Origin of the sequence: Roseateles albus, from assembly GCF_028595345.1 — a bacterium.
GTDB classification, from domain to species: Bacteria; Pseudomonadota; Gammaproteobacteria; order Burkholderiales; family Burkholderiaceae_C; genus Paucibacter_A; species Paucibacter_A albus.
This window is the reverse complement of the sequence record NZ_JAQQXT010000015.1, coordinates 111,756-126,011: the sequence shown is the minus strand read 5'-3', so window position 1 is coordinate 126,011 and position 14,256 is coordinate 111,756. Positions and strand designations below refer to the sequence as shown.

Genomic DNA, 14,256 nt, shown 5'->3' with positions numbered 1-14,256 from the left:
CCCACGCTTATCGGCTGTGAATTATTAAAGAGCTCAAGTGTCCGGCCTAGGCCTAACTTCTTGTTTTTGCTTGGCTACTAACGCATTCGCTAGCAGCGCAGAAGCGGGATTATGACTGATTTTCTTCAAATCCGTCAAGTGCATCGAAATTTTCTTTTGCACTTCCTTTTTACTACCTCTGCCGCTGCCTGGGCGTGAACCTCAGCAGCGAAGCCCACGACTATAGCACCAAATAAAGGGACAAGCCCGTTTGTGCCGCTGCACACAGCAAGAGCGACTCTTTGGCGCGTAAGCGAATGCCGAAGAAACCCATCGCAAGTTCGCAAGACGCCAGCGTTCATCGGACATCAGAGCCAGCTCTGCCCTCGGCCAAGAAATCAAAAGCCAGCAGACGCACCTGGCTTCATGCAATTCACTCCTCTTGAAACGCTTCTTCCCGTTTGTTCTTGATCGAGGGAAGCATCACCATCACCACCATCAAAAGCGCCGCGATCAAGAGCCCGGCGGATAAGGGGCGCGACATGAACGTCCCCCAGTCGCCACGCGATAACAGCAGTGCGCGGCGCAGGTTCTCCTCCATCATCGGACCCAGGATGAAGCCCAATAGCAAGGGCGCAGGCTCGCAGTTCAGCTTGTAAAACACATAACCCAGCAAGGCGAAGACAGCCGTCACAAAAACATCGAAGTTGTTGTTGTTGAGCGTGTAAGCGCCGATGCAGCAAAAGGTCACGATGGCGGGGAACAAAAACCGATAGGGCACGGTCAACAGCTTGATCCAAATGCCGATCAAGGGCAGGTTCAAAACCACCAGCATCAGATTGCCCACCCACATCGACGCGATCAAGCCCCAGAACAACTCCGGGTTGCTGACCATCACCTGCGGTCCGGGCTGAATACCCTTGATCGTCATCGCGCCGACCATCAAGGCCATCACCGCATTGGGCGGGATACCCAGCGTCAACATTGGAATAAAGCTGGTCTGGGCGCCGGCGTTGTTAGCCGCCTCCGGACCCGCCACACCTTGAATGGCGCCTTTGCCGAAAGGCACACGCGGGTTCTTGACGATTTTCTTTTCCAAGGTGTAGGCCGCAAATGAGGCCAGCAAAGCGCCGCCGCCCGGCAGCACACCCAGCACCGAGCCCAGAGCGGTGCCGCGCACCACCGAGGGCCAGGCTTCCTTGAAGTCTTGCTTGCTGGGCCACAGCCCCTTCACATCATGAGTAAACACCTCGCGATGCTCGGCCGGTAGCCCCAGGTTGGCGATGATTTCACCAAAGCCGAAAATGCCCATGGCGACCACCACAAAACCCAGGCCATCGCTCAATTCCGGGATGCCGAACGAGAACCGCGGTGTACCCGAGATCACATCTGTGTTGATCTGACCCAGCAGCAGCCCCAACAAAATCATCGCAATCGCCTTGACCAAGGAGCCCGATGCCAAGACCACAGCGCCAACCAAGCCCAGCACCATCAGCGAGAAATACTCGGCCGGGCCAAATTTGAAGGCCAACTCGGTCAACGGCGGCGCAAATGCCGCAATGATGATGGTGCCCACACAGCCGGCAAAAAAAGACCCCAAGCCGGCCACAGCCAAGGCCGCTCCTGCACGGCCCTGGCGCGCCATCTGATAGCCATCGATGGCCGTCACCACCGAGCTGGACTCACCCGGCACATTGATCAAAATAGCCGTGGTCGAACCACCGTACTGCGCGCCGTAATAGATGCCGGCCAGCATGATCAAGGCCGGAGTTGCATCCAAGGCGTAAATGGAAGGCAACAGCATCGCGATCGTGGCGACCGGGCCGAGCCCAGGCAACACGCCAATCAAGGTTCCCAGCACCGCGCCGCCAAAGGCATAGAGCAGATTTTGAAAAGTCAGCGCCGTGTGAAAACCCAGCGACAAATTACTCAGAAGATCCATGCCTGTCGCCCTCAAGCAGCAAAAATTGTGGGCCAGACCGGAATAATCAGCCGCAAACCCCAGACAAAAATCAGCCAACTCCCGAAGGTCAGCAGGGCGCAGTTGAGCAAGGCATCTTTCACCTTGAACTCGTCTCCGGCCAAGGACGACAGCAAAACCACGGCGGGCAAGGTCAAGACCAGGCCGAGGCGCGGCAACATCCAGCCAAACAGGCAGATGGCCGCGATGATGATGAGCAAGGGTCGCCAAGCGACGCGGCCGATGGGCTCACCGTCCTCGGTCTCAATGGTCAGCGCCTTGAACAAGACCATGCCGCCGAGCAGGGCCAAAAGAACGCCTAGACCGAAGGGGAAATAGGCCGGGCCGGGCTGGGCCGATGAGCCGAAGCTGTATTCCTTGGAGGCCCAGGCGAACGCCAACCCCACGGCCACAAACAGCAGGCCCGAAAAAAAATCTCGCTGACTCTTGATCTTCATTGCCTGGCCGCCCTGGGAATTCTGTTGAGCAAGAATTCTAGGTGTCGCAAAACGCCAAACCAGTATGGCTTACGCGCAGTAAATCAGCAGCGGCGGCCTTAACTTTGCCACTGCGGCGTGCTGCGCAAGATTTCTTCCAATGTGGTCATGCCCTCGGCAACCTTCATCGCACCCGCCAAACGCAAGGGCCGCAGGCCTTCTTGAACAGCTTGGCGACGCAGCGCCGAGATGTCGGGTGTCGGATGCAGATGCGCTTTGACCGACTCCTCTATCGTCAGCAACTCATAAAGCCCGGCGCGCCCCCGGAAACCGGTGTTGCGGCATTCCAGGCAACCAACCGCCTTGTAAGGCTTGACGCCGCCATTCATGCGCCAATGCTTGAGCATCTCGTTGAGCGTGTCCCGGGTCACGCTGGGATCGGGCACCTTGCAATGTTTGCATAGCGTGCGCACCAGGCGCTGCGCCAGCACGCCAATCACCGTCGCGCTGATCAGGTAAGACGGCACACCCAGATCGGTCAGCCGCGTGATCGCCGCAGCCGCATCATTGGTGTGCAAGGTGCTGAAGACCAGATGCCCGGTCAGCGCAGCTTGAATTGCCATTTCGGCCGTCGCCAGGTCGCGAATCTCGCCGACCATGATGATGTCAGGATCCTGGCGCATCAAGGCCCGCAGGCCTTCGGCGAAACCAAAATCCAGCACCGTCTGCACCTGGGTCTGATTGAACGCCGGCTCGATCATTTCGATCGGGTCCTCGATCGTGCAGACATTGACCTCGTCGGTAGCCAAGCGCTTGAGCGTCGAATACAGCGTGGTGGTCTTGCCGCTACCGGTAGGGCCCGTCACCAGAATGATGCCGTGCGGCCGCTGCACCAGCTTCTCCCAACGCTCGTTGTCATGCGGCGAGAAGCCCAGCATGGATAGGTCCTTGACCGCCGTGTCGGGGTCAAAAATCCGCATCACCATCTTCTCGCCGAAGGCCGTCGGCAGGGTCGAGAGGCGCATTTCCACCTCATCGCCGGCCGGATTGCGAGTCTTGATGCGACCATCCAGCGGCCGCCGACGCTCCACCACATCCATGCGGCCCAAGAGCTTGATGCGAGAGATCATCGCGCTCATCACCGTAGGCGGCAGTTGATAAACAGTGTGCAAAACACCGTCGATGCGGAAGCGGATCACGCCCATCTCGCGCCGCGGCTCCAGATGAATATCGCTGGCACGCTGATCGAACGCGTATTGCCATAACCAGTCAACCACCTGCACAACGCCCTGATCGTTGGCGTCTAACTGCTTATTGCTGCGGCCCAGCTCCACCAATTGCTCGAAGCTCGCCACCTGGCTCGATTCGCCCGCCTTGGCGGCCGCCCGCACCGAGCGCGCCAGCGTGAAGAACTCGGTCGTGAAACGCGATATCTCAAGCGGGTTGGCCACCACCAGCTTGATCGGCTTGCGCATATGCGACTCGATCTGCGCCACCCAAGCGATATCAAAAGGCTCCGAAGTAGCGATCGTCACGTCATTCAGGCCGACCAGAAGTGGCAGGCAGCGCTTGGCCTCGGCGTAGCCGACCGACATCACGTCCGAGACCCGGCCCACGTCCACCTTGAGCGGATCGATACGCAGATAAGGTAACTTGGCCCGCGTCGCCAGCCATTCGGTCAGCGCATCCAGATCAAGCGCCTTGCCGCTGTCCACGCGGGTCAGCCCGGCATGCGCCATGCGCACCAAGGGGTGTAGCGAGCTGTCACCAGCGGCAAAACGCTGCTCGGTACGCTGCACCTGCTCCGGGTCGATCAGCTCGTCTTCCAAAAGCCAGCGCAGCAGCGCACGCCACTCCAGCCGCCCTTCCGATTTCACGGCGGAGGGATTGAGGTCGGCTTTCGACTTGGCGCTCATGTCTGGGGCTCGGCTTTCAGCTGATTGATGATGCTCATAGGCAGTGGACGCACCAGCCTCAACCACTTCGATGCCGGCAGATCAAATTGCGCCTCAATATTAGCCGCTCGCCGCTCCAACTCCTCACGCTCCGGCACCGCTACACCACGCGCGGCGACAACGATGGTATTGCCCTCCTTGGTGGGCGCCAAGCTCCAGACTTGGTCGCTGCCAAAGACCGCCGCAATGCGGGCGGCGCTGCGGGCAAAGCTGGCGTCACGGCCAAACAGGTTCACCGTCATCAGCCCACCATCGGCCAGCAAATTGAAGCAGTTCGCATAGAAGGCTTCGTCATCCAGAACCGGCGAGGCGGCGTCATGGTCGTAGAGATCGACGTTCAAAACTTGCACCGTTTGCATTCGCTCGGCATCAGCCACCCAGCGTGCCGCGTCCTCGTTGTAGACGGTCAGGCGCTTATCGTCCTCGGGCAGGTGAAACCAGATCCTGCAGGCGTGGATGACGGTCGGGTTGATCTCCACCGCTGTGGTTTGCATGCGCAGCACCTTGTGGCAGTAACGCGTGATCGCAGCGGCACCCAGGCCCAGCTGCAATGCGTGACCCTCGCGTAGCGATTCGCTGTCACGCCAGAGCATCCACACCATCATCCGCTGTATGTATTCCAGCTCCAGATGCTGGGGCTTGCGGATGCGCATGGCGCCCTGCACCCAGATCGAGTCCAGATGCAAAAAACGCACACCGTCAAACTCGGAGAGCGTTGCCGGGGCCCAGGCCATTTTTTTGATTTTTTTACTCATTGCTGCTGCCATGAAAGTCGTCGGCGTATTCCTTGGACAAGGTCGCCCAAGCCGCCAGTTTGCCTGCATAAGCCAAGGTGTAGGCAGGACTCGATGAAGGCAGGCTCAGAATTCTGTAGCGATCGGCGTGCGCACCCAGCTGGCGCAAGCCGATTTTGGCGGCCGTGCCGCCATTGAAGGCGATGGTCCGCAACTGCGGCAGGCCGGCCAGCAAGGTAAACAAATCGCTGGGCCTGGGGTCGCGGATCTCGCTGTCGAGGCTGCCGCGCCTATGCGTCTCGCTGATCACATCCCAGAGTCCTATTTGATTGGCGAGCAAGAGCTGCAGCCGCATCGGATAGTCGGCCTGCGCCAAGGGCAGCCCAAAGCTGTCACCCAACAAGCGCCAAAGCTGGTTACGCGGGTGGCCGTAATACTGCTGGGCCTGCAGCGAGGCCACGCCGGGGAAGCTGCCCAGCACCAGCAAGCGGGTGTCGGGGGCGACCTGTGGAGCCAAGCCCTTCAATCTATCCATCAAGTAGCCCCCGCAAGCGCGGCAAGGCGGCCAGCACATTGGCGCCGGTGACGGCCGCCGTATGCGCCGGCGTCCAGCCGCGCAGCACACTCAAGCTCTCGGCAATGCGCGGCAGCTCGGCCGGCTCGTTGCGAACCGTTGACTCGCCCGCAGCGCGTTGCTCGGCCGTCTTATAGAGCCAAAGCGGCGGGATGTCCGGTGCGTCTGTTTCCAGCACCACGGCGGTCTCGGGCAGCTCGGTCGCCAATCGACGAATCTGCAGGGAGCGCTCAAACGTCAAGGTGCCGCCAAAGCCCAGCTTGAAGCCCAAGTCGATGAAGCGCTGGGCTTGCTGCGCACTGCCGTTGAACGCATGAGCAATGCCGCCAGCCACCGGGATGCGCCCCAAGCCCGCCAGCAATTGATCGGCGCTGCGCCTCACATGCAGGATCACCGGCAAGGCAAAACGCCGCGCCAATTTGAGCTGCTCCATGTAGAACAACTGCTGCTTCTCGGCATCCAAACCCGGCACAAAAAAATCCAGCCCGATCTCGCCCACCGCCACCAAGCGCGGATCGGCGCGGTGGCGCTCCAACTGCGCGGCCAGCAAGGTCAGATCTTGCTCGCAGGCCTGCATCACATAAAGCGGGTGAATGCCCAGCGCATAGGCGAAACCATGACGATGTGCCTGCTCACGAGCGCTGTCCCAGTCGAAGGCACCAACTGCCGGTATCACCAACATGCGCACACCAGCAGCCACCGCACGCTGCACCACCGCATCGCGGTCGGCATCAAACTCCGGCGCGTCCAGATGGCAGTGGCTGTCTATCCACATCAACGAGGCCAGCGTGACTTACTTGAACACCACCGTGCGCCGGCCGTTCATCAAGACCCGGTGTTCGGCGTGCCACTGAATGGCACGCGCCAGCGTCACGCACTCGGTGTCGCGGCCTATCGCCACCAAGGCCTCGGGCGCAAGGCTGTGATCGATGCGCGCCACTTCCTGCTCGATGATGGGGCCTTCGTCCAGGTCGGAGGTGACGTAGTGCGCGGTCGCGCCGATCAGCTTGACGCCGCGCTCATGCGCTTGGTGATAAGGCTTGGCGCCCTTGAAGCTGGGCAAAAAGCTGTGATGGATATTGATCGCGCGGCCGGCCAGAAATTTGCACATCTCGGGCGAGAGGATTTGCATATAGCGGGCCAGCACCACCAAGTCGATCTGCTGTTCTTCCACCAACTCGCGCAACTTGCGCTCTTGCGCCTGCTTTTGTTCCTCGGTCGAGTTCAAGAGCGGGAAATGGTGGAAAGGGATGTTGTGCGAGGCGGCCAGCTGATAGAAATCACGGTGGTTGGACGCGATGGCCGGGATCTCAATCGGCAGGTGCCCGGTCTGCACACGGAATAACAAGTCATTCAGGCAGTGGCCGAGCTTGGAAACCAAGAGCAGCACGCGCGTCTTGGCGCGACTGGACACCAGCGTCCAATCCATTTGCAAACGCTGCGCCAAGGGCTCAAAAGCTGCTTGAAGGGCGCCAGCTTCAACGCCAGGCGCACATTCAAATTCAATGCGCATGAAGAAGCGGCGGTGGTCGGCGTCGCCATGTTGGGCCGAGCTGAGGATATTGCCGCCTTGGCTCGCCAACACACCGGTGACGGCGTGGACGATGCCGGCCTGATCGGGGCAGCTGAGTTTGAGGATGAAACGAGAGTTCACGGGTGCGTCCGAAAAAACCAAACAATTACGTTAAGCGGCAATTGCAACTTGCATGGTGCCACCGACCAAACTCAGCTGGGTGCGGCATTGCGCTGCCAGCGTCTGGTCATGGGTGACCAGCACAAAGGCGGTGCCGATGTCCTGCGCCGTTGCCAGCATCAGCTCGAACACCGCCTGCGCCGTGTTGCGGTCCAGATTGCCGGTCGGCTCATCGGCCAGCACGCAGGCCGGCTGCGTCACCAGCGCACGCGCGATCGCGACCCGCTGGCGCTCGCCGCCCGACAACTCGGCTGGCCGGTGCAAGACGCGTGCGCCCAGGCCCACCCGACCCAGCATGGCGGCCGCCACTTCGCGCGCCTGAGCCTGCGGCATCCGGCGTATGCGCAAGGGCATCGCGACATTGTCCAGCGCATTGAACTCGGGCAATAAATGGTGGAACTGGTAAACAAAACCAAGATGCTGGTTGCGCCAGCGGCCCAGCTCGGGCTCGGCCATCTCGGCCAGTTTGCGGCCCATCAAGGTCACCGCGCCGCTGCTGGGCTTGTCCAAGCCACCCAAGAGATGCAGCAAGGTGGACTTGCCTGAACCCGAGGCCCCGACGATCGCCAGCGTCTCACCGCGCCGCACGGTCAGGTCAACGCCGTTCAGAACCTGTACGTCGAGATCACCTTCGGTAAAGCGGCGGCCCAGATTCTGGCCTTGCAACACCACGTCAACGCTCTTATTCATACCTTAAAGCCTCAGCGGGCTGAACACGGCTGGCACGCCAACTCGGATAAATGGTGGCCAAGAAGGCCAAAGCCAGCGAAATGCCGACCAGCGGCGCAATGTCAGACATCCGTGGATCGCTGGGCATATGGCTGATCAGATACATGCTGGCGGGCAGGAACTGCGTGTTAAGCGCCCATTCGATCGCCGGCACGATGACGTCCAAATTCAGCGCAATCAACAAACCCAGCCCCAAGCCTGACAAGGTGCCCAGGACACCGGCCAGCGCGCCCTGCACCATGAAGATCACCATGATGGAGCGCGGGCTGGCGCCCAGCGTGCGCAGGATGGCGATATCGGCCTGCTTGTCGGTCACCGTCATCACCAAGGTCGAAACCAGATTGAAGGCGGCCACCGCGACGATCAAGGTCAGGATGATGCTCATCATGCGTTTCTCGACCTGAACCGCGTCATACCAATTGGCATTGGTGCGAGTCCAGTCGCGCACCCGCGTCTCCACCCCCAGGCTGCTCGCCAGCTGATTGCCGACTTGGCGCGCCTGATGCACATCGCTGAGCTTGAGCTGCACACCGGTCGGCCCGGCCACCCGGAAGAACTTGGCCGCGTCATCGACATGGATCATCGCCATGCCGCTGTCGTACTCGTAATGGCCGGCATTGAACACGCCGACAAGGGTGAACTGCTTGTAACGCGGCAGCACGCCGGCCGGCGTGACGTTGCCGCTCGGCGCCACCAAGGTCAGCTTGTCGCCGAGCTGAACGCCCAGCATATGGGCCAGCTCGACGCCCACCACGATGCCAAATTCGCCGCCGCGCAGCTTGGCCAATGGCCCGTCCTTGAGCTTGGCCGCCAGCGGCGTGACGGCCGGCTCGTACTGCGGGTCAATGCCGCGCACGATGGCGCCGCGCATGTCTTCGCCACGCGCGATCAAGACCTGTGAGGCGATGAAAGGCGCTGCGGCCAGCACGGCCGGGTTTTGCTTGGCCTGAGCGGCGGTGGCCTGCCAGTCGGCCAAGGCCCGGCCCTGGTAATCGGTCAGCTCGACATGGGCAATCACAGAAAGCATGCGGTCGCGCACCTCGCTCTGGAAGCCGTTCATCACCGACAGCACGATGATCAGCGCAGCGACCCCGAGCGCAATACCCAAGACCGAAACGCCCGAGATAAAGGAGATGAAACGGTTGCGCCGCCCGCCCTTGCCGGCGCGGGTGTAGCGCCAACCGATTTGCAATTCATATGGCCAATTCATGGGCAGGGATGCTAACCGACCCGCGCTACCCGGCTGCCTGCTGAACGCAGAGCAAGGAGCCTTCAATGCATCCCATTGCCGGAAAATGAATAAGCAAATACAAAAACTATCGTTTTCAGAATAAGAAAAGCTAGGCATGCTGGCGACCTTCGCACTTCTTGCATTTGCAACCATGTCAAACACAACTCGCCGTCAATTCGTTCTGGTCACCGCCATCGCCGGCGCCACCGTCTTCAGCACGGCTGCCATGGCGCAAACGCCTGCCGACACCCTGCTCAACGTCTCCTACGACGTCAGCCGCGAGTTGTACAAAGAAATCAACCCGGCCTTCATTGCCCAGTACAAGGCCAAAACCGGCAAGGTTTTGACGATCAACCAATCACATGGCGGCTCCAGCAAGCAGATCGGCTCGGTGATTGGCGGCCTGGAGGCCGACGTCGTGACGATGAACCAGGCCACCGATGTGGACGCTCTGGCCGAGAAGGGCCTGACGCCTGCCGATTGGCGCAAGCGTTTCCCCAACAACGCTGCGCCCTACACCTCCACGATTCTGTTCCTGGTGCGCAAGGGCAACCCCAAGGCCATCAAGGACTGGGCCGACCTGACCCGCGCTGGCGTGCAAGTCATCATCCCCAACCCCAAGGTCACCGGCAACGGCCGCTACAGCTATCTGGCCGCCTGGGGCGCGGTGATCGCCAAGGGCGGCACCGAAGCGCAAGCGCGTGAACAAGTGGCCAAGATCTTCGCCAATGTGCCGGTCTTGGACGGCGGCGGGCGCGGCGCCACCACCACCTTCACGCAGCGCGGTATCGGCGATGTGCTCTTGACCTTTGAGTCCGAGGCCGAATTGATCGAGAACGAATTCGGCAAGGGCCAATTTGAAGTGGTCAACCCGAGCGTATCGATCGAAGCGGAAGCACCGGTCGCCATCGTCGACAAGGTTGCGGCCAAGAAGGGCACGACGGCCACGGCCAAAGCCTATCTGGACTTCCTCTACACGCCCGAGGGCCAGGCCATCATCGCCAAGCACAACTTCCGCCCCCGTGACGCAGCCGTGTTCAAGCGCGAAGAAAAGCGCTTTGCGCCTATCAAGCTGTTCAGCGTCGACCAGTTGCTGGGCGGCTGGCCTTTGGTCAGCAAGACTCATTTTGCGGACGGCGGCACTTACGACCAGATCGTGGCCGGCATCAAGCGCTGATTTTTAGATGAGCGCTGTTGAAATTTCTTCTGCCCAAGCCCAAGCTCCAAAGCGCGCCAAACGCCGGGTCTTGCCCGGCTTCGGCCCGACCATGGGCTTCACGCAGTTCTATCTGTCGCTGATTGTGTTGATCCCGCTGTCGGCGGTGTTCCTCAAATCCGCCGGTCACGGCTTCGAGGCCTTTTGGGCCGCCGCCACCTCGCCGCGCGTGGTCGCTTCGTACAAGCTCAGCTTTGGCCTGTCCTTGCTGGCCGCCAGCATCAATTTGGTGTTTGGTCTGATCCTGGCCTGGAGCCTGGTGCGCTATGAGTTCTTCGGCAAAAAGCTCGTCGATGCCTTGATCGACCTGCCGTTTGCGCTGCCCACCGCCGTGGCCGGCATTGCGCTGACCGCGCTGTATGCGGGCAATGGCTGGCTGGGCCAAATGCTGGAACCTTGGGGCATCAAGGTCGCGTTCACGCCGCTGGGCATCTTGGTGGCCTTGGTTTTCATCGGCCTGCCCTTCATCGTGCGCACGGTGCAGCCGGTGCTGGAGGACATGGAAACCGAGCTGGAAGAAGCCGCCGCATCTTTGGGCGCGCAGCGCTGGCAGACCTTCCGCCTGGTGATCCTGCCGACGCTGCTGCCGGCACTGTTGACCGGCTTTGCGCTGGCCTTTGCCCGCGCGGTAGGTGAGTACGGCTCGGTGATCTTCATTGCCGGCAACCTGCCCATGGTCAGCGAGATCACGCCGCTGATGATCATCTCCAAGCTGGAGCAGTACGACTATGTCGGCGCCACGGCCATCGCTGCCGTGATGCTGATCTTCTCCTTCACCCTGCTCCTCATCATCAACGGCTTACAAGCCTGGAGCTCACGCCGTAACGGGCAAGAAGGACGCAAATAATGGCCGGCATCGTTGTTTCAACCTTGGGCGTGCCGCAGAAAACCGGCGGCCGCTACCAAAACAACCCCGCCACGCGTGAAGCGCCTTGGGTGCGCTACCTCTTGCTGACGCTGGGCCTGAGCTTTTTTGCGCTCTTTCTGGTGATGCCGCTGGTGGCGGTGTTCAGCGAGGCCTTGCGCAAGGGCTGGGATGTCTATTTGGCCGCCTTGGTCGAGGCCGACGCTGTCTCCGCGCTCAAGCTGACCCTGATCGCCGCGGCCATTGCCGTGCCCTTGAACCTGGTGTTCGGCGTCAGCGCCGCTTGGGCGATTGCCAAGCATGACTTTCGCGGCAAGCATTTACTCATCACCTTCATCGACCTGCCCTTCTCGGTCTCGCCCGTCGTGGCCGGCTTGGTCTATGTGCTGCTGTTCGGCGCGCAAGGCTGGTTCGGGCCTTGGCTGCAGGCCAATGACGTCAAGATCATCTTCGCTGTGCCCGGCATCGTGTTGGCCACCATCTTTGTGACCTTCCCCTTCGTGGCGCGCGAGCTGATCCCGCTGATGCAGGCGCAGGGCCGCGACGAAGAAGAGGCCGCCACCGTGCTCGGTGCCACTGGCTGGCAGACCTTTTGGCGCGTCACGCTGCCGAATGTGAAGTGGGGCCTGCTCTACGGCGTGATCCTGTGCAATGCGCGCGCCATGGGCGAGTTTGGCGCCGTGTCGGTGGTGTCCGGCCATATCCGTGGCCAGACCAACACCCTGCCCTTGCATGTCGAAATTCTCTACAACGAGTATCAGTTCGCCGCCGCCTTTGCGGTGGCCTCGATCCTGGCCTTGCTGGCCCTCGTTACCCTGATCCTGAAGCAATTCGTCGAATGGCGCGCCCATTCGACGGTCAAGGAAGCCCAATGAGCATCCAAGTCAAAAACATCCACAAGTCCTTCGGCAATTTCACCGCGCTTGGCGACGTCAGCCTCGACTTCCCGACCGGTGAACTGGTCGCCTTGCTAGGCCCTTCCGGTTGCGGCAAGACCACGCTCTTGCGCATCATCGCCGGCCTGGAGACGGCCGACCGGGGCCACGTTTTGCTGGACGGCCAAGACGCCTCCGACACCCATGTGCGCGAGCGCCAAGTCGGCTTCGTGTTCCAGCATTACGCGCTGTTCCGCCATATGACGGTGTTCGAGAACGTCGCCTTCGGCCTGCGCGTCAAGCCGCGCAAAGAGCGGCCCAGCGAGAGCGAAATCAAGCGCAAGGTGCATGAACTGCTGAGCCTGGTGCAACTGGACTGGCTGGCCGACCGCTTCCCGCCCCAGCTCTCCGGCGGCCAGCGCCAGCGCATCGCCTTGGCCCGCGCCTTGGCGGTGGAGCCGCGCGTGCTGCTCTTGGACGAGCCTTTCGGTGCGCTCGACGCCAAGGTGCGCAAGGAGTTGCGCCGCTGGCTGCGCCGTCTGCATGACGAGTTGCATATCACCAGCGTCTTCGTCACGCATGACCAGGAAGAAGCGCTGGAAGTGGCCGACCGTGTGGTGCTGATGGACCATGGCAAGGTCGAGCAAATCGGCACGCCGCAAGAGGTCTACGAACATCCGGCCACGCCTTTTGTTTACGGCTTCTTGGGCGCGGTGAACCGCTTTGAGGGCCGAGCCGAGGGCGGCGTGATCCATCTGGGCGATCAGCATCTGAGTTTTGGCAAATCGTTGACGGACAAGGTCGGTCAGGTCCAAGCCTATGCGCGGCCGCATGAGCTGCAAATTCTGACGGCGGCCGATGCACGCGGCTTGCCGGCCACGGTTGACCGCGTGCTGAGCTTTGGCGCGGCCGCCCGGGTCGAGCTGACCGGCCTGGACGGTCAACACCTGGAGGCCGAGCTGACACGCGAGCAAGCGGGTCAACTGAATCTGCAGTCGGGCCAGCGCGTGCATCTGAGCGCCTCTAGGCTGAGCTTGTTCGACTCTGGAGCCGGGATCTAGGCCGAGATGAATTTCCAGCAACTGCGCATCATCCGCGAGGCCGAGCTTCAAAAATTCAATCTGACCGAAGTCGCCAACGCCTTGTTCACCTCGCAGTCCGGTGTCAGCAAGCACATCAAGGACTTGGAGGACGAGCTCGGCGTCGAGCTGTTCGTGCGCCATGGCAAGCGCCTGCTGGGCCTGACCGAGCCGGGCCGCGAGCTGGCCGTGATTGCGCGGCGCATGCTGCAAGACGCCGGCAATATCAAGCGTCTGGCCGATCAGTTTGCCGATGCCGAGCAGGGCCAGCTGACCATCGCGACGACCCACACGCAAGCGCGCTACGCGCTGCCGCTGGTGGTGGCGCGCTTCAAAGCCGCTTACCCGCGCGTGCACCTGGTGCTGCTGCAGGCCAACCCGACGGAGATCGCCGAGCTGCTGCAGACCGGTGAAGCCGATATCGGCATCGCCACCGAAGCGCTGGACGGCCAATCGGGGCTCGTCAGCTTTCCCTTCTATGACTGGCAACATGCGGTCGTGGTACCCGAGGGCCATGCCTTGCAGACGGTAGCGCCCTTGAGCTTGGAAGCGCTCGCAGAGCACCCCTTGATCACCTACCACGAAGGTTACACAGGGCGTGCTCGTATCGACGCCGCTTTTGCCCAAGCGGGCCTGGCGCCCGACATCGTGCTGTCGGCGCTGGACGCCGATGTAATCAAGACCTACGTCGGTGTCGGCCTAGGTGTGGGCATCGTCGCCGCGATGGCCTTTGAGCCGCTGCGCGACCCGGGCCTGCACCGCCTCGATGCCGGCCATCTCTTCCCCACCAACACCACCCGCATCGCGCTGAAAAAAGGTCAATACCTGCGCGGTTTCGCCTACCGTTTCTTGCAGGAATGTGCGCCGGCCTTGACCGAGCAGCGAGTGCGCGACGCGCTGGCTGATGATGCCAAGAGCTGAGCGAGACG

General features: G+C 61.4%; 14 protein-coding genes. 5 read left to right on the top strand and 9 right to left on the bottom strand.

Annotation, left to right across the window (positions count from 1 at the left end; translation table 11 throughout):
- Window positions 1-412: 412 nt before the first annotated feature.
- The 9 genes from PRZ03_RS20385 to PRZ03_RS20345 all read right to left on the bottom strand — a co-directional run bounded on the left by PRZ03_RS20385 (window position 413) and on the right by PRZ03_RS20345 (window position 9,271).
- Complete coding sequence (locus PRZ03_RS20385; protein WP_273602022.1) at window positions 413-1,921, bottom strand: tripartite tricarboxylate transporter permease; 1,509 nt, start codon at window positions 1,919-1,921, stop codon at window positions 413-415.
- Window positions 1,922-1,932: 11 nt separating this feature from the next.
- A complete protein-coding gene (locus PRZ03_RS20380) occupies window positions 1,933-2,397 on the bottom strand; it encodes a tripartite tricarboxylate transporter TctB family protein (RefSeq protein ID WP_273602021.1) in 465 nt (154 codons plus the stop codon).
- Between the two features lie 98 nt (window positions 2,398-2,495).
- Window positions 2,496-4,292, bottom strand: coding sequence for a GspE/PulE family protein (locus PRZ03_RS20375; RefSeq protein ID WP_273602020.1), 1,797 nt, complete (start codon window positions 4,290-4,292; stop codon window positions 2,496-2,498).
- The gene (locus tag PRZ03_RS20370; RefSeq protein ID WP_273602019.1) at window positions 4,289-5,086 is read right to left on the bottom strand and encodes a spermine/spermidine synthase domain-containing protein; all 798 of its coding nucleotides are present in this window, start codon (window positions 5,084-5,086) and stop codon (window positions 4,289-4,291) included. Before PRZ03_RS20370 ends, PRZ03_RS20375 begins: the two co-directional genes overlap by 4 nt.
- Window positions 5,079-5,600 carry a DNA-deoxyinosine glycosylase gene (locus PRZ03_RS20365; protein ID WP_273602018.1) on the bottom strand — a complete coding sequence of 174 codons (522 nt, stop codon included), beginning with the start codon at window positions 5,598-5,600 and terminating at the stop codon, window positions 5,079-5,081. The genes PRZ03_RS20370 and PRZ03_RS20365 overlap by 8 nt, the downstream gene beginning before the upstream one ends.
- Complete coding sequence (locus tag PRZ03_RS20360) at window positions 5,593-6,414, bottom strand: TatD family hydrolase (protein WP_273602017.1); 822 nt, start codon at window positions 6,412-6,414, stop codon at window positions 5,593-5,595. The genes PRZ03_RS20365 and PRZ03_RS20360 overlap by 8 nt, the downstream gene beginning before the upstream one ends.
- 18 nt (window positions 6,415-6,432) lie before the next feature.
- Window positions 6,433-7,293, bottom strand: a complete 861-nt coding sequence (purU, locus tag PRZ03_RS20355) for a formyltetrahydrofolate deformylase (protein WP_263535593.1) — start codon at window positions 7,291-7,293, stop codon at window positions 6,433-6,435.
- A gap of 30 nt (window positions 7,294-7,323) precedes the next feature.
- Window positions 7,324-8,022, bottom strand: a complete 699-nt coding sequence (gene lolD / locus PRZ03_RS20350) for a lipoprotein-releasing ABC transporter ATP-binding protein LolD (protein ID WP_273602016.1) — start codon at window positions 8,020-8,022, stop codon at window positions 7,324-7,326.
- A complete protein-coding gene (locus PRZ03_RS20345; RefSeq protein WP_273602015.1) occupies window positions 8,015-9,271 on the bottom strand; it encodes a lipoprotein-releasing ABC transporter permease subunit in 1,257 nt (418 codons plus the stop codon). Before PRZ03_RS20345 ends, lolD begins: the two co-directional genes overlap by 8 nt.
- 172 nt (window positions 9,272-9,443) lie before the next feature.
- Here PRZ03_RS20345 and PRZ03_RS20340 point away from each other — a divergent pair, with 172 nt between their 5' ends.
- The 5 genes from PRZ03_RS20340 to PRZ03_RS20320 are packed head-to-tail and all read left to right on the top strand — an operon-like array spanning window position 9,444 to window position 14,248.
- Window positions 9,444-10,469 carry a sulfate ABC transporter substrate-binding protein gene (locus PRZ03_RS20340; RefSeq protein WP_273602014.1) on the top strand — a complete coding sequence of 342 codons (1,026 nt, stop codon included), beginning with the start codon at window positions 9,444-9,446 and terminating at the stop codon, window positions 10,467-10,469.
- A gap of 7 nt (window positions 10,470-10,476) precedes the next feature.
- Window positions 10,477-11,355: a sulfate ABC transporter permease subunit CysT gene (gene cysT / locus PRZ03_RS20335; protein ID WP_273602013.1), complete on the top strand. Its 879-nt coding sequence runs from the start codon at window positions 10,477-10,479 to the stop codon at window positions 11,353-11,355.
- The gene (gene cysW / locus PRZ03_RS20330; protein ID WP_273602012.1) at window positions 11,355-12,248 is read left to right on the top strand and encodes a sulfate ABC transporter permease subunit CysW; all 894 of its coding nucleotides are present in this window, start codon (window positions 11,355-11,357) and stop codon (window positions 12,246-12,248) included. The genes cysT and cysW overlap by 1 nt, the downstream gene beginning before the upstream one ends.
- A complete protein-coding gene (locus PRZ03_RS20325; protein WP_273602011.1) occupies window positions 12,245-13,309 on the top strand; it encodes a sulfate/molybdate ABC transporter ATP-binding protein in 1,065 nt (354 codons plus the stop codon). The genes cysW and PRZ03_RS20325 overlap by 4 nt, the downstream gene beginning before the upstream one ends.
- 6 nt (window positions 13,310-13,315) lie before the next feature.
- Window positions 13,316-14,248, top strand: coding sequence for a CysB family HTH-type transcriptional regulator (locus PRZ03_RS20320; RefSeq protein ID WP_273602010.1), 933 nt, complete (start codon window positions 13,316-13,318; stop codon window positions 14,246-14,248).
- The last annotated feature ends 8 nt before the right edge of the window (window positions 14,249-14,256 follow it).